Source organism: Streptomyces sp. CS113 (genome assembly GCF_002188365.1).
Lineage (GTDB): Bacteria > Actinomycetota > Actinomycetes > Streptomycetales > Streptomycetaceae > Streptomyces > Streptomyces tendae.
The window spans coordinates 6,394,720-6,415,262 of sequence record NZ_KZ195574.1 but is presented as its reverse complement, the minus strand read 5'-3'; the positions used below and the strand labels follow the sequence as shown (position 1 = coordinate 6,415,262).

General features: G+C 72.2%; 17 protein-coding genes and 1 pseudogene. 9 read left to right on the top strand and 9 right to left on the bottom strand.

What is annotated here, in order from left to right:
• Nucleotides 1–21 precede the first annotated feature (21 nt).
• The 3 genes and pseudogenes from B9W62_RS28760 (at nucleotide 22) to ybaK (ending at nucleotide 2,334) form a co-directional block, all read left to right on the top strand.
• Nucleotides 22–1,050, top strand: a pseudogene (locus B9W62_RS28760) (hypothetical protein).
• 11 nt (nucleotides 1,051–1,061) lie between these two features.
• A complete protein-coding gene (locus B9W62_RS28755) occupies nucleotides 1,062–1,802 on the top strand; it encodes an LON peptidase substrate-binding domain-containing protein (RefSeq protein WP_087809870.1) in 741 nt (246 codons plus the stop codon).
• A gap of 13 nt (nucleotides 1,803–1,815) precedes the next feature.
• Entirely contained in the window at nucleotides 1,816–2,334 is a 519-nt protein-coding gene (gene ybaK, locus B9W62_RS28750; RefSeq protein ID WP_087809869.1) for a Cys-tRNA(Pro) deacylase, read from the top strand.
• 172 nt (nucleotides 2,335–2,506) lie between these two features.
• Here the strand turns inward: ybaK and B9W62_RS28745 are convergent, their stop codons facing one another.
• The 4 genes from B9W62_RS28745 to B9W62_RS28730 all read right to left on the bottom strand — a co-directional run bounded on the left by B9W62_RS28745 (nucleotide 2,507) and on the right by B9W62_RS28730 (nucleotide 6,525).
• Entirely contained in the window at nucleotides 2,507–3,223 is a 717-nt protein-coding gene (locus tag B9W62_RS28745; protein ID WP_087809868.1) for an AAA family ATPase, read from the bottom strand.
• A gap of 34 nt (nucleotides 3,224–3,257) precedes the next feature.
• Nucleotides 3,258–4,082, bottom strand: a complete 825-nt coding sequence (locus B9W62_RS28740) for an ABC transporter permease (protein WP_087812154.1) — start codon at nucleotides 4,080–4,082, stop codon at nucleotides 3,258–3,260.
• A 107-nt stretch (nucleotides 4,083–4,189) separates the two neighbouring features.
• Nucleotides 4,190–5,164: an ABC transporter ATP-binding protein gene (locus tag B9W62_RS28735; RefSeq protein ID WP_087809867.1), complete on the bottom strand. Its 975-nt coding sequence runs from the start codon at nucleotides 5,162–5,164 to the stop codon at nucleotides 4,190–4,192.
• Nucleotides 5,165–5,310: 146 nt separating this feature from the next.
• A complete protein-coding gene (locus B9W62_RS28730; protein WP_087809866.1) occupies nucleotides 5,311–6,525 on the bottom strand; it encodes an NYN domain-containing protein in 1,215 nt (404 codons plus the stop codon).
• Between the two features lie 224 nt (nucleotides 6,526–6,749).
• On the opposite strand from B9W62_RS28730, the gene B9W62_RS28725 reads away from it, so the two are divergent.
• Nucleotides 6,750–6,917 carry a hypothetical protein gene (locus tag B9W62_RS28725; protein WP_087809865.1) on the top strand — a complete coding sequence of 56 codons (168 nt, stop codon included), beginning with the start codon at nucleotides 6,750–6,752 and terminating at the stop codon, nucleotides 6,915–6,917.
• A gap of 90 nt (nucleotides 6,918–7,007) precedes the next feature.
• Here B9W62_RS28725 and dnaE read toward each other — a convergent pair whose 3' ends face one another.
• Entirely contained in the window at nucleotides 7,008–10,547 is a 3,540-nt protein-coding gene (gene dnaE, locus B9W62_RS28720; protein ID WP_087809864.1) for a DNA polymerase III subunit alpha, read from the bottom strand.
• Between the two features lie 203 nt (nucleotides 10,548–10,750).
• On the opposite strand from dnaE, the gene B9W62_RS28715 reads away from it, so the two are divergent.
• From B9W62_RS28715 to B9W62_RS28700, 4 genes are all read left to right on the top strand, one after another.
• The gene (locus B9W62_RS28715) at nucleotides 10,751–12,091 is read left to right on the top strand and encodes a DUF2252 domain-containing protein (RefSeq protein ID WP_087809863.1); all 1,341 of its coding nucleotides are present in this window, start codon (nucleotides 10,751–10,753) and stop codon (nucleotides 12,089–12,091) included.
• Nucleotides 12,092–12,177: 86 nt separating this feature from the next.
• Nucleotides 12,178–12,888, top strand: coding sequence for a hypothetical protein (locus B9W62_RS28710; RefSeq protein WP_087809862.1), 711 nt, complete (start codon nucleotides 12,178–12,180; stop codon nucleotides 12,886–12,888).
• A gap of 100 nt (nucleotides 12,889–12,988) precedes the next feature.
• A complete protein-coding gene (locus B9W62_RS28705; protein WP_087812153.1) occupies nucleotides 12,989–13,789 on the top strand; it encodes a DsbA family protein in 801 nt (266 codons plus the stop codon).
• Between the two features lie 83 nt (nucleotides 13,790–13,872).
• Nucleotides 13,873–15,555: an alkaline phosphatase D family protein gene (locus tag B9W62_RS28700; RefSeq protein ID WP_087809861.1), complete on the top strand. Its 1,683-nt coding sequence runs from the start codon at nucleotides 13,873–13,875 to the stop codon at nucleotides 15,553–15,555.
• On the opposite strand, the gene B9W62_RS28695 is transcribed toward B9W62_RS28700, so the two are convergent.
• Nucleotides 15,540–16,130, bottom strand: a complete 591-nt coding sequence (locus B9W62_RS28695; RefSeq protein WP_087809860.1) for a dienelactone hydrolase family protein — start codon at nucleotides 16,128–16,130, stop codon at nucleotides 15,540–15,542. The two genes, B9W62_RS28700 and B9W62_RS28695, sit on opposite strands and share 16 nt — an antisense overlap.
• Before the next feature lie 105 nt (nucleotides 16,131–16,235).
• Here B9W62_RS28695 and B9W62_RS28690 point away from each other — a divergent pair, with 105 nt between their 5' ends.
• The gene (locus B9W62_RS28690) at nucleotides 16,236–17,384 is read left to right on the top strand and encodes a mechanosensitive ion channel family protein (protein ID WP_087809859.1); all 1,149 of its coding nucleotides are present in this window, start codon (nucleotides 16,236–16,238) and stop codon (nucleotides 17,382–17,384) included.
• Between the two features lie 21 nt (nucleotides 17,385–17,405).
• Here the strand turns inward: B9W62_RS28690 and B9W62_RS28685 are convergent, their stop codons facing one another.
• The 3 genes from B9W62_RS28685 to B9W62_RS28675 form a co-directional block, all read right to left on the bottom strand.
• On the bottom strand, nucleotides 17,406–18,992 hold the full coding sequence (locus B9W62_RS28685; RefSeq protein WP_087812152.1) for a Na+/H+ antiporter: 1,587 nt from the start codon (nucleotides 18,990–18,992) through the stop codon (nucleotides 17,406–17,408).
• An 88-nt stretch (nucleotides 18,993–19,080) separates the two neighbouring features.
• On the bottom strand, nucleotides 19,081–19,569 hold the full coding sequence (locus tag B9W62_RS28680) for a GNAT family N-acetyltransferase (RefSeq protein WP_087809858.1): 489 nt from the start codon (nucleotides 19,567–19,569) through the stop codon (nucleotides 19,081–19,083).
• Nucleotides 19,566–20,510, bottom strand: a complete 945-nt coding sequence (locus B9W62_RS28675; RefSeq protein ID WP_087809857.1) for an RluA family pseudouridine synthase — start codon at nucleotides 20,508–20,510, stop codon at nucleotides 19,566–19,568. Before B9W62_RS28675 ends, B9W62_RS28680 begins: the two co-directional genes overlap by 4 nt.
• Nucleotides 20,511–20,543 lie beyond the last annotated feature (33 nt).

Genomic DNA, 20,543 nt, shown 5'->3' with positions numbered 1-20,543 from the left:
CCCTCGGCCGTCGTACTGGCCATGCTGCGCGCGTTCCTGCGGACCGCGGCTGCCCGGACCCGCTCCCGGACACCACGGCCCGCCCCAGACGACGACGTGCTCCTCGACGCCCCCGACGACCGCCTCGCGCCCGCCCTCGTCGCCGCGGCCCGGGGCGAGCACGGCCCCGCGGCCGGTCTTCTCGCCGCTACCCGCGAGAACGCCGAATGGGACCACCGCGACCGTTACGCGACCCGGCTCGCCGCCTTCTCCCGCTCCCGCTCCGAGTGGCTCGACACCTGGCGTGCCGCCGCCCCGGACGACCCCGACGCCCTGCTGGTCGCCGCCCGCCTGACGGTCCACCGGCACTGGGACTCACCGGCGCGCACCGAACTCCTGCGCCAGGTGCTCCCCGCCCTCGCCGCCGCCGCGGCGGCCGCGGGACCCGCCGACCCGGTGCCGTGGCGGACCGCGCTGGACGCCGCGCGGGGCGCGCGGGCCGGACACGCCGAGTTCGAGCGCCTGTGGGAAGAGGCGGTCCGCCGCTGCCCGCACCACTACGGCAGCCATGTCGCCGCCCTGGAGTACCTGGCCGCCGCCTCGCCCGACGCCCACGGCGAGTGCCTGGACTTCGCGGAGACGGCCGCCCAGGACGCGCCCGAGGACGCGCTCGTCCGGTCCTTGCCGCTGCACGCGGCCCTCACCTGCCCGACGCCGGCCGCCGTCCGCGCCCACCGCCCCCGCCTGGACGCCGCCGCGGACCGCGCGATCACCCTCTCGGCGGCGCACCCGGCGGCCGACCCCTGGGCGGCGGAGCTGCGGAACCTGCTCGTCCACGTCCTCGTACGCCTGGAGCGCCACCGGGACGCGGCGGAGCAGCTGCGGCTGACCGGCCCGTACGTCACGTCCTTCCCGTGGGACCGGGACACGGACGATCCGCTCGGCGGCTTCCTCCAGGTGCGCGCGGACGTCCGCGCGCGCGTGGCGTAGCCGGCCGCCACCACCGTTACGGCGGGTTCGGGACGGCCGCGAAATGGGCACGGCGGACGCGTCCGCCCCGGCGACCATTAGGCTTCTGCGTCGTGACCACCGTCCGGCTCCCCCTCTTCCCCCTGAACTCGGTCCTGTTCCCGGGGCTGGTGCTCCCCCTCAACATCTTCGAGGAGCGCTATCGCGCCATGATGCGCGAGTTGCTGAAGACTCCCGAGGACGAACCGCGCCGGTTCGCCGTCGTGGCGATCCGCGACGGCTACGAGGTGGCTCAGACCGCCCCCGGCCTGCCCGACCCGACGGCCACCGTCGAGCGCGGCCCGACGGCCGGGTTCGGGACCGACCCGCTCAAGGCGTTCCACAAGGTGGGCTGCGTCGCGGACGCGGCGACCGTCCGCGAGCGGGCCGACGGCACCTTCGAGGTGCTGGCGACCGGCACCACCCGGATGCGGCTGCTCTCGGTGGAGGCGTCGGGACCGTTCCTGACGGCCGAGCTGGAGCCGCTGCCCGAGGAGCCGGGCGACGAGGCGGGCGCCCTGGCGGAGGGCGTGCTGCGGTCCTTCCGGCAGTACCAGAAGCGGCTGGCGGGGGCCCGCGAACGGTCGCTGGCGACCGGCGCCGAGCTGCCGGACGAACCGGGTGTGGTCTCCTACCTGGTCGCCGCCGCGATGATGCTGGACACGCCGACGAAGCAGCGCCTGCTCCAGGCCCCGGACACCGCCTCGCGGCTGCGGGACGAGCTGAAACTCCTTCGCTCGGAGACCGCCATCATCCGTACGCTGCCGTCCCTGCCCGCGCAGGAACTGACGCGCGGCCCGACGAGTCTCAACTGAGGTACTGGCCCGCATGGCGAAGAAGCCGAACAAGCCGAGCAAGGCGAAGAAGCAGCAGCCGGGCGGCACGCCCGCGACGGTGGCGCTCACGGCGGCCGGGGTGACGTACACGGTCCACGCCTACGAGCACGACCCGGCGCACCCGTCCTACGGCGAGGAGGCGGCCGAGGCGATGGGCGTCTCGCCGGAGCGGGTGTTCAAGACGCTGGTGGCGGACGTCGACGGCGCCCTGACGGTCGCGGTGGTGCCGGTGGCTGGCCAGCTGGACCTCAAGGCGCTGGCGGCCGCGGTGGGCGGCAAGCGCGCGGCGATGGCCGACCCGGCCCTGGCCGAGCGCAGCACGGGCTACGTGCGCGGCGGCATCTCCCCGCTGGGCCAGCGCAAGCGGCTGGCGACGGTCCTGGACGCGTCGGCCGCGAAGCACGCCACGATCTGCGTCTCGGCGGGCCGCCGCGGCCTGGAGGTCGAGCTGGCCGCCGACGACCTGGCCAGGCTCACGGACGCGGTGCTGGCGCCGATCGGACGTACCTGACCCCGACCGGACACGCCCGACCCCGCCCGGACGTGCCCGACCCCGCCCGGACGTGCCTGCCCTCTCGACGGGCATCCGGTTGTCGGCTAATCAGACAGGACATGTCGAAGCGAACACGCAAACGCCGGTGGCGCACCAGGAAGGGCCGGGCCAACCACGGCCGTCGCCCGGCCTAGGCGGACTTGTCCCCGTAGGGTCCCGACGGATACTGCCCCGGTGCCGGCCACGGGTCCGGCTCCGGGTCCCGGGGTCCGAACAGGCCGGTCAGCCCCAGGTGGACCACCAGCGCCGCGAGCGACCAGGCCAGCAGCGCCCCCTTGGCGCCGAGCTTGAGCGGGGCGGAGAACGTCACGCCCTTGCCCACGTCCTTGGCGTGCGCGATCACGTCCTGCGCCGGCCCGAGCCACACCCCGAGCCGCCAGGCCAGCAGCGACCCGAGCAGTCCGCCCGCGCCGAGGGCCACCACCAGCGGCACACCCCCGCGCCGCCGCAGCAGGAAGACCACGATCCCGCTGAGCGCCCCGAACGCCAGCGCGAGCAGCGTGAACGTTCCGTCCACGCCGATCGCCTGCTCGCCCTCGGAGTCCTTGAGGTAGACGACCCAGCTGTCGTCGACCACTTCGCCCACCAGCGGCACGCTCGGCGCCAGCTTCCACCACAGCACGCCCAGCAGCGCACCGGAGAGCGCGACCGCCACCGCGGTCACGGCGGCCTGTCGCACTTCGGTCAGCATCCCGGGGCCGTCCTGTTCGCCGTGCGTGCCGTAGGGGTCGTGAGAACCGCCGGGCGCGGCTCCCACCGCGTGTGCGCCGGCGGGCGGCGGCACCGGCCCGCCCTGGTACGACGGGCGTTCGTTCGGCGGCGGTGGCGGAGTCAAGGGTGCGGTCACCGTGCCATCGTGCCAAACCCGGCTGTGCCGCGCGTCACCGGACGGCGGCCCGGCGGTACGCCCAGGTGGCCACGGCCAGCGAGATCACCCCGACCGCGGCGCACACCGCGAGGTCGCCGAGGACGAAGCCCCAGTCGGGCCGCTCGCCGAAGGTGCGTGCGAAGGCCTCCACGCCGTACGTGGAGGGCAGCAGGTCCCGGGCCAGCCGGATCACCTGCGGCATCCGCTCCGGGGGCAGCACGCCGAGCAGCAGGGCCGCCGACATGCCGAGCTGGCCGAGGAGCGTGGCGAACTCGGGCCGGGGGGCGAGCAGCCCCAGCGCCGCGCCCAGCCCCGCGAGGGCGGCGCCCGCCAGCGGGATCACGGCCACCAGCACCCACAGATGGGTCATCGGCAGCCCGAACAGCAGGCAGCCGGTCACCGCCGTCACCACGGTCCCGGGCACGGTGAAGGACGCGTACGCGCCCGCCGCGCCCAGCACCACCGCGGCGGGCGGCACCGGCAGTGTCGCGTAGTGGTCGAGGCCGCCGCTCCCGCGCAGTTGGCCGAAGTACTGGGCGAGGAGGTTCAGCGCGACGAAGGCCACGACGAGCACCGCGGACCCGGCGACCACGGCCCGTGCCTCGCCGCCGCCGTCCACGACGCCGCGCATCAGGATCATGATGCCGATCGACTGGAAGGTCGCCACGAACAGCAGCGGGATGCGCGCGACCCGCGCCCGGGACAGCTGCGCCCGGTACACGGCCACCAGGGAGGGCCACAGCCGTGCCCTGGGCCCCAGCTCGGCGGGTTCTGCCACGCGCTGCCCCTCGGCTGCCGGGGCGGCGCCCCGCAGGGCATCGGCGGATACGACACTCACGTCGCGCAGCTCCCCTTCGCTCGGGTCGTTCGAAGCGGTCGCCCCGGCGGGGACGGCCGCCCCGACGGGTACGGATGCGGCGGCCGGTGTGCTCACCGCTCGCGTGCTCACGCTCTCACCAGCCCCTGTCGCGCGGCACCGCCCAGCGCCAGGTACACGTCCTCCAGGCTGGGCGTGGCCAGGGTGAAGTCGTCCAGGGCGGCGAAGGCGGCGCCGCCGGTGACGGTGGCGACGACCGCGCGGGCCTCCTCGGGGGCGAGCCGCAGGGTCCAGCGGCGCCCCGACTCGACCACGCGGTCGCGCAGGGCGGCGACCTCGGGGACGTGCAGCGGCGCGCTCTCCCGCCACACCAGGTCGACGCGGACCTCTCCGGCGACCTTCTCCTTGAGCCCGGAGGGCGTGTCGCAGGCGATCACACGTCCCCGGTCGAGGACGGCGACCCGGTCGAGCACGGTCTCGGCCTCGATGACGTTGTGGGTGACGAGCAGCACGGTGGCGCCGTGTTCGGCGCGCCGCCGGTCAACGGCCGACCACACCGCGCGCCGGGCCACCGGGTCCATGCCGGTGGTCGGTTCGTCAAGCACGAGCAGCGGCCGCTCCCCCACCAGTGCGGCGGCGAAGCAGGCCAGGCGGCGCTGGCCGCCGGAGAGCTTCTTGATCGGCCGGCCCGCGAGCCCGGTCAGTCCCAGCTCCTCCAGCACGGCGTCCCGCTCGGCGCGGGCCCGCCGCACCTCCAGGCCGCGCAGCCGCCCGGTGGTCTCGGCGGCCAGCGACACGGTCAGCTCGTCCAGCGCGCTGGACTCCTGCCCGAGGTAGGCGAGGATCCGCGCGGCCCGCTCGGGATGGCGCACGATGTCGTGGCCGAGGATCTCCACGCTGCCGCCGTCGGGCCGCATCAGCCCGGTGAGCTGGCGCACGAGCGTGGACTTGCCGGCGCCGTTGGGTCCGAGCAGTCCGAAGATCTCGCCGCGGCGGATGTCCAGGGTGACGTCGTCGGTGGCCCGCACCTCGGGAGTGGCGGGTACGCCGCGCCTGCCGCGCTGGGCCGGATAGGTCTTGGTCAGTGCGCGCACCACGCACACGGCATCGCCACCGGGTCGAGGTGCCTGTGCCGCGCGCGTACTCACAAGGGACGAGAGTACGGGGTCGGTCCCCCCGGTCCGCTTCCGGGTCCGCCCATAAGTGTCGTTTCAGCAGGAGTCGCTTCGGCCGGGTACGCCGGGGCGGCTCACTCGGCGGCGGGCGTGCGTTCGGTCGCCGTACGGACGTCGATCTCCCGCCAGAACCCGGCCCGGATGGCGTACCGGTCGTGCTCGTCGATCTGGTCGTCCTTGTGGGCGAGCAGTCCGAAGCGGGCCGCGTAGCGCAGCAGCTCGCCGTCGACGCGGTGCGGGATGCGCGGGTACATCCCGGACAGTTTTTGCAGGTGGCCGTGGTCGCCGAGGCGTTCGAGCCAGCGCCGGGCGAAGACCTGCCCCACCTCGTACGGGTCGCCGCCGACCGTGGTGATGTCCTCCTCGCGGTCGGCCCAGCGCTGCTCGGCGGTGGTGAGCTGGGCCAGCGTCGGCAGCGAGGCGGCCTCGGCCGGCTCGGCGGCGGGCCGGTCCACCCAGCCCTTGTCGGAGGACCAGCGCAGGGTCGCGTTGGCCGGCTGCGGGGCGGGGTGGGCGGCGCCGGGGGCGCGCAGGGCGGCGAGGTCCTTGGGGGTGGGGACGCCCTTGGCGGGCGGTACGCGCTCGTCGGCGCCGCCCTGCGCCGCGGCGGACGTGGTGGGGTGCTCGGGCTGCTCGGCGGGCCGCTGGGCGGCCGACAGGGCGGACTCGGGCAGCGGCGCGGAGAGGATCGCGGCGATCTCGGGTCGGGGCACGGGCGGCGGCGCGCAGATGCCGCCGAGTTCCTTGGCGCGTACGGCCTTGGTGATCCACACACGGTCCAGGACGCGGCGTTCGTCGGCCTCGGCGACCAGGTCCTCGGACTGGTTGTAATCGCCGTCGGCGGCCTGGACGGCCCACAGGTGGACGGCGACGCCGTGTTCCTTGGCGGCCATCATGCCGGGCAGCAGGTCGCCGTCGCCGGTCACCAGGACCACGTCGGAGCAGGCGCGGTTGCGGGCCAGCTCGGTCAGTTCGGCGTGCATGGCGGCGTCCACGCCCTTCTGCGCCCACCGCCCGTCACTGCGCGTGAGGGCGCCCAGCCGGACGGTGACCCGGGGCATCACGCGCAGCCGCCGGTGTTCGGGCTGCGGGACGCGGTCGGGGGCGCCGTCGAACCAGTAGATGCGCAGCAGGGGCTGCTGGGTGTCGGACTCGGCGCGGTCGCGCAACCCCTGGATGAGGGCGGCGTGGTCGACGGTGATGCGCGAGCGCGAGGGCTCTCCCGCCAGGAGACTCGCGGCGGCCCCCAGCAGATACCCGGCGTCCACCAGGACGATGCAGCGGTCCACGCGATCCACCCTCTTTCCGGGAGGTTTGCTTCGGGCTTCCTTCGAGTCTGCCCGACCACGCGGAGGTTAACGGCCCGAACTCGATCTTCGGCGTGGCGTTTCGGCACCCCGCGCCCCGTAGAGCCGCGTCACGGACGGTAATTGCCCGATATGCGTTCTTTGTTGGGCTGTGTGAATCTGGTTCCGGCCCTGGCCCCTAGATCCCCCTCAGGAGGTAGATCACCATGGCCAAGAACAAGAACAACCGTGATCGTAAGCAGCCCCAGTCCGAGCGCTCCCCGCAGGCCGCCGAGTCGGCCGTACTGGACCGCGAGGAGCAGCACTCCCCGCAGCTGACGACGCCCGGCGACGCGGCGTCCCGCAAGCGGCAGAAGCGCTTCGGCCACAACTGACATCCGCGGTACGGGCCGTCGCGGCCCCCCGCACGACGAGGGGCGCACCCGGCAGCCGGGAGCGCCCCTCGCTCGTCCTCCCGGGCCCGCTCAGCCCGCCAGGCAGGACGGCCCGAGCAGCACCTTCAGGTCACCGAACAGCGCCGGATCGGGCTTCACCCGGTGCCGGTCCAGGCGCAGCACCGTCGTCTTCGTGGGCCCCTGGAGCTTGATCCGCACCTCGCTGTCGCCCCGGTGGTGGGTGAGGATCTCCCCGAGCCTGCTGACCATCGGCGGGGTGATGCGGGTCGCCGGGATGGTGAGGACGACGGGGGCGTTGGCGCCCGCGTTGGACAGGTCGGGGATCATCAGCTCCATCGCGACCAGCCGGGGCACGTCCTCGCGCTTGTCGAGCCGCCCCTTGACGAACACCACGGCGTCCTCCACCAGTTGGGTGGAGACCAGCTGGTACGTCGCCGGGAAGAACATGCACTCCAGCGAGCCGGCGAGGTCCTCGACGGTGGCGATGGCCCAGGCGTTGCCCTGCTTGGTCATCTTGCGCTGGAGGCCGGAGATGATGCCGCCGATGGTGACGACCGCGCCGTCGCCGAAGTCGCCGCCGGTGAGCTGGGAGATGCCCGCGTCGGCCTTGTCGGACAGCACGTGCTCCAGACCGAAGAGCGGGTGGTCGGAGACGTAGAGGCCAAGCATCTCCCGCTCCTGGGCGAGGAGGTAGGTCTTGTCCCACTCGTCCTCGCCGAAGACCACGTCGAGTCCGAAGCCGGGCTCGTCGTTCTGCTCGTCGCCCATGCCGCCGAAGAGGTCGAACTGGCCCTCGGCCTCCTTGCGCTTGACCGCGACCACGTTGTCGATCATCGGTTCGTACTGCGCGGTGAGGCCCTTGCGGGTGTGCCCCATCTCGTCGAAGGCGCCGGCCTTGATCAGCGACTCCGTCGTCCGCTTGTTGCAGACGACCGCCTCCACCTTGTCCAGGTAGTCGGGGAAGGACGCGTACTTCCCCTTGGCCTTGCGGCACTTGATGATCGACTCGACCACGTTGGTGCCGACGTTGCGCACGGCGGAGAGGCCGAAGAGGATCACGTCGTCGCCCTGCGCGGCGAAGTTCGACATGGACTCGTTGACGTTGGGCGGCAGCACCTTGATGCCCATGCGCCGGCACTCGTTCAGGTAGACGGCCGACTTGTCCTTGTCGTCCTTGACCGAGGTGAGCAGGGCGGCCATGTACTCGGCCGGGTAGTTCGCCTTCAGGTATCCGGTCCAGTACGAGACGAGGCCGTAGGCGGCCGAGTGCGCCTTGTTGAAGGCGTAGCCGGCGAACGGGACCAGCACGTCCCACAGGGCCTGGATGGCCTCGTCGCTGTAGCCGTTCTTCCTGGCTCCGGCCTGGAAGAGGACGAAGTTCTTCGCCAGTTCGTCGGGCTTCTTCTTGCCCATCACGCGGCGCAGGATGTCGGCCTCGCCGAGCGAGTAGCCCGCGATGATCTGGGCGGCCTTCTGCACCTGCTCCTGGTACACGATCAGGCCGTAGGTGACCGCGAGGACCTCCTGGAGGGGCTCCTCCAGCTCCTTGTGGATCGGCGTGATCTCCTGGAGGCCGTTCTTGCGCAGCGCGTAGTTGGTGTGCGAGTCCATGCCCATGGGGCCGGGGCGGTAGAGCGCGGAGACGGCGGAGATGTCCTCGAAGTTGTCGGGCTTCATCAGCCGCAGCAGGGAGCGCATCGGTCCGCCGTCGAACTGGAAGACGCCGAGCGTGTCGCCGCGCTGGAGCAGGTCGAAGGTCGTGGGGTCGTCCAGCGGCAGCGACAGCAGATCGAGGTCGATGCCCTTGTTGGACTTCACCATCTTGACGGCGTCGTCCATGATCGTGAGGTTGCGCAGGCCGAGGAAGTCCATCTTCAGCAGGCCGAGCGACTCGCACTGCGGGTAGTCCCACTGCGTGATGGTCACGCCGTCCGTGTGCCGGACCCAGATCGGGGCGTGGTCGACGATGGGCTCGCTGGACATGATCACGCCGGCCGCGTGCACGCCCATCTGTCGCACCAGGCCCTCGACGCCCTTGGCGGTGTCGATGACCTTCTTCACGTCCGGCTCGTTCTCGTACATCGAGCGGATCTCGCCGGCCTCGCTGTAGCGCGGGTGCGTCGGGTCGGTGATGCCGTTGAGGTCGATGCCCTTGCCGAGGACGTCGGCGGGCATGGCCTTGGTGAGCCGGTCACCCATCGCGTACGGGTAGCCCAGCACGCGCGCGGAGTCCTTGATGGCGTTCTTCGCCTTGATCTTGCCGTAGGTGCCGATCATGGCGACCTTGTCGGCGCCGTACTTCTCGGTCACGTACCTGATCACCTCGACGCGCCTGCGCTCGTCGAAGTCGATGTCGACGTCGGGCATGGAGACGCGCTCGGGGTTGAGGAACCGCTCGAAGATCAGGCCGTGCGGGATCGGGTCGAGGTCGGTGATGCCCATCGCGTACGCCACGATCGAGCCGGCCGCGGAGCCTCGGCCGGGGCCGACCGCGATGCCCTGGTTCTTGGCCCACATGATGAAGTCGGCGACCACCAGGAAGTACCCCGGGAACCCCATCTGGATGATGACGTCCATCTCGTACTCGGCCTGCTTCTGGCGGTCCTCGGGGACCTGGCCCGAGAAGCGGCGCTCCATGCCGCGGCGGACCTCCTCCTGGAACCAGGTGACCTCGGTGAAGCCCTCGGGGATGTCGAACTTCGGCATCAGGTCGCGCTTCTCGAACATGCCGGTGGTGTCGATCATCTCGGCGATCAGGCGCGTGTTGGCGCAGCCCTCCTGCCAGGCGTCGGAGGAGTCGATGGCGTACATCTCGTCCGTCGACTTCAGGTAGTAGCCGGTGCCGTCGAAGCGGAAGCGGTCCGGGTCGGAGAGGTTCTTGCCGGTCTGGATGCACAGCAGGGCGTCGTGGGCGGTCGCCTCGTGCGCGTAGGTGTAGTGCGAGTCGTTGGTGACCAGCGGCGGGATGCCGAGCTTCCTGCCGATCTCCAGGAGTCCGTCGCGGACCCGGTGCTCGATCTCGATGCCGTGGTCCATCAGCTCCAGGAAGTACCGGTCCTTGCCGAAGATGTCCTGGTAGTCGGCGGCGGCCTTCAGGGCCTCGTCGAAGTGGCCGAGGCGCAGCCGGGTCTGCACCTCGCCTGAGGGGCAGCCGGTGGAGGCGACGATGCCCTCGGACCACTGGCTGATGGTCTCCTTGTCCATCCGCGGCCACTTCTGCAGCCAGCCCTCGGCGTAGGCGTCGGAGGAGAGGCGGAAGAGGTTGTGCAGACCCTTGCTGTTCGTCGCCCACATGGTCTTGTGGGTGTAACCGCCCGAACCGGACACGTCGTCCCGCTTCTGGTGCGGCTGGCCCCACTGGATCTTGCGCTTGTTGCGCCGGGACTCGGGGGCGACGTACGCCTCGATCCCGATGATCGGGGTGACTCCGGCCTTCTTCGCGGAGTGGAAGAAGTCGTACGCCCCGTGCAGGTTGCCGTGGTCGGACATGGCGATGTGCGACATGCCCATCTCGTTGCACGCGTCGAACATGTCCTTGAGCCGCGCGGCACCGTCCAGCAGCGAGTACTGGGTGTGGACGTGCAGGTGCGTGAACGGCGGCTTTGACACGTGCGGCCTCCTGAGAAAACTGGGGACGACTGGCGGCGGTCGATCCGGGGGGTCAGCGTCGAAGTCTATGCCTCGCCACTGACACTCCGAGGGCCACCACGCGTACCTTCTGGGGCGGGCACTCCCGCATCCCTTCGAACGTTGGCCCGAGTGGAGATCCGCTCCATCCGTGAGGCACCACCCCGCACCAGGAGGCACCAGGCATGTCGGTCCCGCAGCTCAACGAGGAGCACCGCGGCGAGGAGATCCTCGCCGTCTTCGACACCGCCTTCGGCCAGCTGCTGGCCGCGGATCCCGCGGCGTTCCGGGTGAAGTTCCGGAAGATGGCGGCCTCCGCCTTCGCGTTCTACCGCGGCACCGCCGGCCTCTTTTACCGCGATTTGACCGAGGATCCCGAGTTCGGCGACCAGCCCGGCGGCGCCTACCTGGACGAGCGGACCTCCCGGGTGTGGATCCACGGCGACCTCCACGCGGAGAACTTCGGCACGTACATGGACTCCACCGGCCGGCTGATCTTCAACGTCAACGACTTCGACGAGGCCTACGTCGGCCCCTTCACCTGGGACCTCAAGCGCTTCGCCGCCTCCGTGGCGCTGATCGGGTACGCGAAGGCGTTCAGCGACGAGCAGATCACCGAGCTGGTGCGGGTGTACGCGGGCGCGTACCGCGAGCGGATCCACGCCCTGGCCACCGGTGCCAAGAGCGACGAGGTGCCGCCCTTCACGCTGGACACCGCGGAGGGTCCGCTGCTCGGCGCGCTGCGGGTGGCCCGCTCGCTGACGCGCTTCGGGCTGCTGGACTCGATGACCGAGATCCGCGACTTCGAGCGCCGCTTCGCCCCCGGCGGCGGCTCCATCGAACTGGACGCCGCCACGCGCTACAAGGTGCTCGCGGCCTTCGACGGCTACCTGGAGACGCTCCCCGAGTCCTCCCTGGCCCGCCCCGACTCCTACCGCGTGAAGGACGTCGTCGGCCGCCGCGGCATCGGCATCGGCTCGGCCGGCCTGCCCTCGTACAACATCCTGCTGGAGGGCAACAGCGACGCCCTGGAGAACGACGTCGTGATCTACATCAAGCAGGCCCAGACCCCGGCCGTCTCCCGGCACATCACCGACCAGGCCATCCGGGACTACTTCCAGCACGAGGGCCACCGCACGGTGATCTCCCAGCGCGCCCTCCAGGCGCACGCCGACCCGTGGCTGGGCTGGACCGAGCTGGACGGCGCCGGACAGCTGGTCGCCGAGGTCTCGCCGTACGCCGTCGACCTGGACTGGGGCGACATCGACGACCCGGAGGAGATCGCCGAGGTCGTCGCCGACCTGGGCCGGGCCACCGCGACCATGCACGCGGCGGCCGACGACCAGTCCGGGGAGTCCCTGGTGCCGTTCTCCACCGAGCGGGCCATCGACGCGGCGATCGCGGCCGACGAGGAGGGCTTCGCGCCCCTGCTGGTCGACTTCGCGCACCGCTACGGCGCACGCGCGCGTGCCGATCACCAGACCTTCGTCGACCTGTTCCGCAACGGCCGGATCCCGGGTCTGTGACCATTCCGGTTCGGTAACCGTCGGCCGTCTCACAGGAACCCTTTAGGGGTCCCTTACCGGACCCCGTGACACACTCTTCTACTGCTATGGACATATCCGGAACCCCGCTCAGAGCCGTACGCGCGGCGCTGTTCACGGCACTCGCCGTGACCCTCAGCACCGCGTCGCACGTGCTGCTGTCCGGGGTTCCGCTGCCGCTGCCCACGGTGGCCGCCGTCGCGGCCGCCGTGTTCCTGATCGCGTACGCCCTGGCCGGGCGGCGCGAGCGCGGCTTCGGGCGGATCGCCGCCCTGCTGATCCCGCTGGAGCTGGCCGCCGACACGGTCTTCACCACCGGCCAGCACGTCTGCTACGGCCGGGCGGGCGGCCCGGTCGCGGGCCCGCTGCGCTCGGTCGGCTTCGACGTGCTGTGCGGCGACGGGACCGGCGTCCACGCCGGGGTGACCGCGCCGCTGACCCGGGTGACCGGGGCCGAGACCGACCGGATGGCGTCGGTGCTGGCCCAGGCCGACCCCGGCACCGCCTGGCTGCTCCTTGCCGCGCACGTCGGTGTCGGGCTGCTGGCGGCGGCCTGGCTGCGGCGCGGCGAGCGGGCCCTGGCCCAGCTGCTCGGCGCGGTGGCCGCGACCACCTTCCGGCCGCTGCTGCTCGCCGTCGCGGCCGTGGGCGTGCGCCGGGCCCCGGCGGTGCGCCGCCCGGCTCCCCCGGCCCGCCGCACCGCCGGTGCCCGCCAGCGGATCCTCACGCACTCCCTGGGACGTCGCGGACCGCCGCTCCCGGTCGTCGCCCTCGGCTGACCCGGCACCGGCCGGGTCGCACGAGCACCACCGAGCACGGCAGTCCCCCATACGAACTTCCGCACACCCCCGTGTGCGCGTCCCCGGAGAGATCACCATCATGAGCAAGCGGAACAGCCAGGCGGCGAAGACGGCGGCCCGTGAGCGCCTGCGCCAGGAGCGCGAGCGCCAGGCCAAGCGCGACAAGGTCAGGCGCCAGGTCATCGTGGCCGCCTCCATCGTCGGCGTGCTGGCGATAGCCGGCGGCATCAGCTACGCCGTCGTGCAGGGCAACAAGCCCAGCGGCTGGGACAAGGCCGCCGAGGCGAAGGTGGTGGCCCCGGCCAACACCTCCGGCAAGGACGGCACCACCGTCGTCATCGGCGAGTCCACGTCCGACCACGTCATCCACCTCTACGAGGACCCGCGCTGCCCCGGCTGCGCGGCGATGGAGCAGAGCATCGGCGAGACCGTCAACAAGGGCATGGAGGACGGCGACTACAAGCTCTCCTTCACCGTCGGCACCTTCCTCGACGGCAACCTGGGCGGCGAGGGCTCCAAGAACGCGCTGAGCGCCCTCGGCGCGGCGCTGAACGTCAGCCCCGAGGCTTTCGTCGACTACAAGACCGCGCTGTACTCCACGAAGTACCACCCCGAGGAGTCGACCGACGAGTTCGCCAAGGACGACTACCTCATCAAGGTGGCGGACTCGGTCGACGCCCTGAAGGGCAACAAGAAGTTCCAGGACGCCGTGGAGAAGGGCACCTACGACGCCTGGGCGATGCGGATGAGCAAGTCCTTCGACAAGGCCGAGGGCGTCGAGTCGACCCCGACCATCAAGATCAACGACAAGGTGGTCGAGACCCCGAGCACGCCCGACGCGTGGCAGAAGGCACTGAAGGACGCGGGCGTCACCAAGTGACCCGGTGATCGCCGGCTGACGGGTGGGCGAACTTTTGCGAGTTCGCCCACCCACGCGCATACCGATCAGTAACCTGATCGGCCGTGACCAGTCGATACAGAGCGTCCGAAGACAACGAAAGCCACCGGGGTTCCCCGAACTCCCGCACCCCGAGCCGCCGTACGGTCGTCAAGGCCGCGGCGGCCGGTGCCGTTCTGGCCGCCCCGCTCGCCGCGACGCTGCCCGCCGGCGCCGCCGACGCGGCCCCCGCCTTCCTGCACGGCGTCGCCTCCGGCGATCCCCTGCCCGACGGAATCCTGCTGTGGACCCGGGTGACGCCGACGCCCGAGGCCATACCGGGCTCCGGAACCGGTCCGGACACCGAGGTGAGCTGGGTCGTCGCCACGGACAAGGCCCTCACGAACGTCGTCGCCAAGGGGTCCGTCACCGCGACGGCCGCCTCCGACCACACGGTGAAGGCGGACGTCCGCGGCCTCGCGCCCGCCACGGACTACTGGTTCCGCTTCGCCGCGGGCCCCACCGACTCCCCCGTCGCCCGCACCCGCACCGCCCCCGCACACGACGCGGCCGTCACCGGGCTGCGCTTCGGCGTGGTCTCCTGCGCCAACTGGGAGGCCGGGTACTTCTCCTCGTACCGCCATCTCGCGGCCCGCGGCGACCTGGACGCCTGGCTGCACCTGGGCGACTACATCTACGAGTACGGCACCGGCGAGTACGGCACCCGCGACACCGTCGTGCGCCCGCACGCCCCCGCCCACGAGATCCTCACCCTCGCCGACTACCGGATCCGGCACGGCCGCTACAAGACCGACCCCGACCTCCAGGCCCTGCACGCCACGGCGCCGGTGGTGGCGATCTGGGACGACCACGAGATCGCCAACGACACCTGGTCGGGCGGCGCCGAGAACCACACCGAGGGCGCCGAGGGCACCTGGGCGGCGCGGCAGAGCGCCGCCAAGCGGGCCTACTTCGAGTGGATGCCGGTGCGCCCGGCGATCGCCGGCACCACCTACCGGCGGCTGCGGTTCGGCAAGCTCGTCGACCTCTCGCTGCTCGACCTGCGCTCCTTCCGCTCGCAGCAGGTGGCGCTCGGCAACGGCGAGGTCGACGACCCGGACCGCACCCTCACCGGGCGTGCCCAGCTCGACTGGCTCAAGGCGGGTCTCGCCTCCTCCGACGCCACCTGGCGGCTGGTCGGCAACCCGGTGATGATCTCGCCGTTCGCCGTCGGCTCGCTGCCCGCCTCGCTGCTCGGGCCGCTCGCCGAACTGCTCGGGCTGCCGAAGGAGGGCATCGCCCTCAACACCGACCAGTGGGACGGCTACACCGACGACCGACGCGAGCTGCTGGCCCACCTGCGCGCGCACGCGATCCGCAACACCGTGTTCCTGACCGGCGACATCCACATGGCCTGGGCCAACGACGTGCCGCACCACGCCGGGACCTACCCGCTGTCCGCCTCGGCCGCCACGGAGTTCGTCGTCACGTCGGTGACCTCCGACAACCTCGACGACATCGTGAAGGTCCACGAGGGCACCGTCTCGGCGATCGCCGCGCCGGTGATCCGGGCCGCGAACCGGCACGTCCACTGGGTCGACACCGACCGGCACGGCTACGGCGTCCTAAACATCACCGCGGACCGGGCGCAGATGGACTACTACGTCGTCTCCGACCGCACCGACGCCGCGGCCACCTCCGCCTGGGCCCGCTCCTACCGCACGCGCAGCGGCACGCAGCGCGTCGAGCGCGTCTACGACCCGGTCTGAGCCTCCTGGAGCGAGGTGAGGAAGCCGAGCGCCACCCGCCAGGTGGCCTCGGCCGCCTCGGCGTCGTAGTCGGGCAGCTCCGGGTCGGTGTAGAGGTGACCCGCCCCGGGGTACCGGTGCACCTCGACGTCGGCGCCGATCCGGCCCATCTGGAGGTACCAGGCGCTGAGCCAGTCGTCCGTCTCGAAGGGGTCGGGCTCGGCCACGTGCAGCTGGACCGGCAGCTCGTCCACCGAGGCGTTCGGCGCGAGGTCCGAGGTGCCGTGCACGAGCAACAGCCCGCGCGCCCGGTGGTCGCCGAGGGCGAGGGTCTGGGCGATGGAGGCGCCGAGCGAGAACCCGGCGTACACCAGCCCGCGCTCGGAGTAGGGCGCGGCGGCCAGCACCGCCCGCTTCAGCAGCTCCTCCCGGCCGATCCCGTCCTGATGGGCCATGCCCTCCTCGACCGAGTCGAAGGTACGGCCCTCGAAGAGGTCCGGGGTCCACACCTGGTGCCCGGCGTCGCGCAGCCGGTCGGCGGCCTGCCGCACCGCGGGCCTCGGGCCGAGGGTCGAGTGAAAGAGCACGATGTTCATGAGGCCATGGTGCCAGCCGGGTGTGACGGGCCCGCGCCCGGCGATACCCCGGACGGGAGATACCTCACAGGTTCACAGCACCGCGCGGCCGGTTACGTTCGAGGGATGGAGACGATACTCCGCCCGCTGATCGTGGTCGGCGGCTCCGTCCTGCTGACCCTGGTCATCGGCTGGGCCACCGACCTGTTGCTGCGCAAGGCCGACGGACGCCACCCCGAGACACCGTTGTGGGGGCTGCTGCGGCGCGCCCGCGTGCCCTACCAGATCGCGCTCTGCGCGGGCCTGCTGAGAGGGTCGTACGTCGAGGCCGGGGTGTTCCCCGAGCACGGGACCGGGGTCGGCCGGACGCTGACGCTGCTGCTGATCGGCTCGGTGGCCTGGCTGGTGGTCCGGATCGCCGCGGCGGTCGTCGAGACGTCCTACTCGCGTTACGCGCACGCCCACGCCGAACGGGACCCGGCCCGGGTCCGGCGGGTGCGGACCCAGGTGTCGCTGATCATGAGGGTGGTCACGGCGATCGTCGGCGTGGTCGCCGTGTCGTCGATGCTGCTGACGTTCCCCGCGATGCGGGCGGCGGGCGCCTCCCTGCTGGCCTCGGCCGGCATCATCGGCATCGTCGCCGGTGTGGCGGCCCAGTCCACGCTGGGCAACCTGTTCGCCGGGTTCCAGATCGCCTTCGGCGACATGGTGCGCATGGGCGACACGGTCGTGGTGGACGGCGAGTGGGGCACCGTCGAGGAGATCACGCTGACGTACCTGACCGTGCGCACCTGGGACGAGCGCCGGATCACGATGCCGGTGTCGTACTTCACCTCGAAGCCGTTCGAGAACTGGTCGCGCGGCACCCCGCAGATGACCGGGACCGTGTTCTGGCACCTCGACCACTCGGCCCCGCTCGACGCGATGCGGGAGCGGCTGCGCGACCTGCTGCGCGAGTGCCCGGCCTGGGACGGGCGCAGCTACAACCTGACCGTCACGGACACCACCCCGACCACCATGGAGGTGCGGGCCCTGGTGACGGCGAAGGACGCGGACGACATCTGGACGGTGCGGGTCGCGGTCCGCGAGGGGATGATCCGCTGGCTGGCCGACGAGCATCCCTACGCGCTGCCCCGGGTCAACACGGCGGACGCGGCCCTGCGCCCGCCCCGCGCCGGCCTTCCGCACGCCCGCCACGCCCAGGAGGCGGTTCCCGGCCGCTCCTCCGACGGGGACGCCCGCCGCTTCCCGGGCCGCCCCACCAAGAGCCTGTGACCGCGGGGGCGCGCGGCCGGGTCAGCGCAGGCTGCGCACGTCCAGGTGGCGCAGGACCCGGTCGACGATCTCCGGGTCCGCGCCGGGTTCGCTGCGGGCGGCCAGCACCTCGTGCCGGGCGGCGCTCAGCATCTCGCCCTGGATGCGCCGGACGCGTTTGATCCGCCGCGCCCGCTGCTCCTGGGCCTCGCGCCGTTCCTCGTCCCCGAGGTCCGGGCTGATGCGTATGCCGATGTCGAAGGCGCGCCGCAGCATCTGCTCGGACAGCTCCTCCGGCAGTTCCTCCACCGACTCGATCTCCTTGAGCCGCTGCTTGGCCGCCTTGGCCGCCCGCAGCGCCAGGTCCCGCTCGAACTCCTGCTCCCGCTCGGTGTCCGCCCGCACCCCGAGGCGGCCCACCAGCCAGGGGAGCGTGAGGCCCTGCAACAGCAGCGTGCCCATGATCACCCCGAACGCGATGAAGACGATCTCCTCCCGGTGCGGGAAGGGCGCCCCGTCGTCCGTCTCCAGCGGGATCGCCAGGGCCAGCGCGACCGAGGCCACACCCCGCATCCCCGCCCACCACATGACCACCGTCTCCCGCCAGCTGGTCGGGATGTCCTCGTCCTGGTCGCGCCGGGCGTGCAGCCGCTGGGTCAGCCAGGTGGCCGGCAGCAGCCACAGCAGCCGGACCAGGACGACGACGCCGAGGATCGCCGCCGCCCAGCCGAGCAGTTCCGTCCACCGTCCGGAGGCGGTGCGCACGGCGTTGTGCAGTTCCAGTCCGATCAGTCCGAAGGCCACCCCGGTGACCAGCGTGTCGACCACGTCCCAGACGGTGTGGCCGCCGAGCCGGGTCATCACGTCGTCGGCGTCCGAGGCGTACTCGGCGAGGAACATGGCGGTGGTGAGTACGGCGAGCACGCCCGATCCGTGGAGTTCGTCGGCGGCGACGTAGCTGACGAACGGCACCAGCAGGGTGAGGCCGATCTGGAGCGTCGGGTCGCCGAGGACGCTCATGAGCTTGTTGGAGCCCCAGCCCAGGGCGATCCCGATCGCGACGGCGACGACGGCGGAGAGCACGAGGTCGAACCCGGCCTGCCACGGCGAGAAGGAGCCGCCGACCGCGGCGGCGATGGCCACGTGGTACAGGACGATGGCCGTCACGTCGTTGAAGAGCCCCTCGCCCTCCAGGATGGACACCAGGCGGCGCGGCAGCCCCAGTTGCCCGGCGACGGCGGTCGCGGCGACCGGGTCGGGCGGCGCCACCAGCGCGCCCAGCGCGAAGGCGGCGGCGAGCGGCAGCCCCGGCACGATCGCGTGGGCCACGGACGCCACGCAGACCATGGTGACGAAGACCAGCGCGACGGCCAGCAGGAAGATCGGGCGTTTGTTGGCCGCGAACTGCCGCCAGGACGTGCGCCGCACGGCGGCGTACAGCAGCGGCGGCAGCAGCGCGGGCAGGATCAGCTCGGGCGGGATGTCGACGTTGGGCACGAAGTCCAGCAGGGCCAGGACGATCCCGAGGAGCGTCATCAGCACCGGCGCCGGCAGCCCGAGCCGGGCACCGATCGGGACGCTCAGCAGGGCCCCGAGCAACAGCAGGAACAACAGGGCCAGCTGATCCACGGTCACCGCTCCGGTGGGGTCTCGGCGTTACACGGCGGACCTCAAGCGTGCCACGCGACCGGTCTCACCAGCCCGTTCGCCGCCCCGGCTACAGGGCTCGGCGCATCGCGCGGTGCGGAATTCCGGCGTCCGGGAACTCGGGTCCGTAGGCCTGGTACCCCAGACGTTCGTAAAATCCCAGGGCGTGGGTCTGCGCGTGCAGGTCCACGGCGGTGAGTCCGCGCGCGCGTGCGGCGTCCTCGATGGCCCGCACCAGCGCGGCCCCGACGCCCAGGCCGCGGGCCGCGGCGGTCACCGCGAGCCGGCCCAGGGAGCCGACGGCCGGGTCGCCGTCGCCGTTCTTCGCGGCGGCGGCCGCGCCGTGCAGCAGCCGGCCGGTGCCGAGCGGCACGCCGTCCTCCCTCACGGCCAGCACGTGCACCGCGTCGGCGTCGTAGGCGTCGTACTCGATGTCCTCGGGGACGTTCTGCTCGGCGACGAAGACGTCCTTGCGCACGGCGAAGCACGCCTCGCGGTCGGCGGGGTCCTCGGCGACGCGCACCTCGTAGGCGGCCGGGGCCCGGCTCGGCCCGCTCATCCGTAGGTCTCCTCGCGGACCAGGTCGAGGGCCTGCTGGAGGTCCTCGGGGTAGTCGCTGGCGTACTCCACCCAGTCGCCGGTGCCGGGGTGCTCGAAGCCGAGGCGCACGGCGTGCAGCCACTGCCGGGTCAGCCGCAGCCGCTTGGCGAGGGTGGGGTCCGCGCCGTAGGTCAGGTCGCCGACGCAGGGGTGGCGGTGGGCGGCCATGTGGACGCGGATCTGGTGGGTGCGGCCGGTCTCCAGCTTCACGTCGAGCAGGGAGGCGGCGCGGAAGGCCTCGATGAGGTCGTAGTGCGTGACGGAGGGCTTGCCCTCGGCGGTGACGGCCCACTTGTAGTCGTGCTGCGGGTGGCGGCCGATGGGGGCGTCGATGGTGCCGCTGGTCGGGTCGGGGTGGCCCTGCACCAGGGTGTGGTAGCGCTTGTCGACCGTGCGCTCCTTGAACTGGCGCTTGAGCGAGGTGTAGGCGCGCTCCGACTTGGCCACCGCCATCAGGCCGGAGGTGCCGACGTCGAGGCGGTGCACGATGCCCTGGCGCTCGGCGGCACCGGAGGTCGAGATGCGGTACCCGGCGGCGGCCAGTCCGCCGATGACGGTCGGCCCGTTCCAGCCCGGGGACGGGTGCGCGGCGACGCCGACCGGCTTGACGATCACCACGACGTCCTCGTCGTCGTGCACGATCTCCATGCCCTCGACGGGCTCGGCGACGACCTGCACGGGCGCGGGCGCCTGCGGCATCTCGACCTCGAGCCAGGCGCCGCCGTGGACGCGCTCGGACTTGCCGACCACCGACCCGTCGACCTGCACCTTGCCCGCCGCGGCGAGCTCCGCGGCCTTGGTACGGGAGAAGCCGAACATGCGGGAGATGGCGGCGTCGACGCGCTCGCCCTCCAGGCCGTCCGGCACGGGCAGGGTACGGATCTCGGGAATCGTGCTCACCCGTCGAGTATGCCGGACGGCCCGGACACTCCC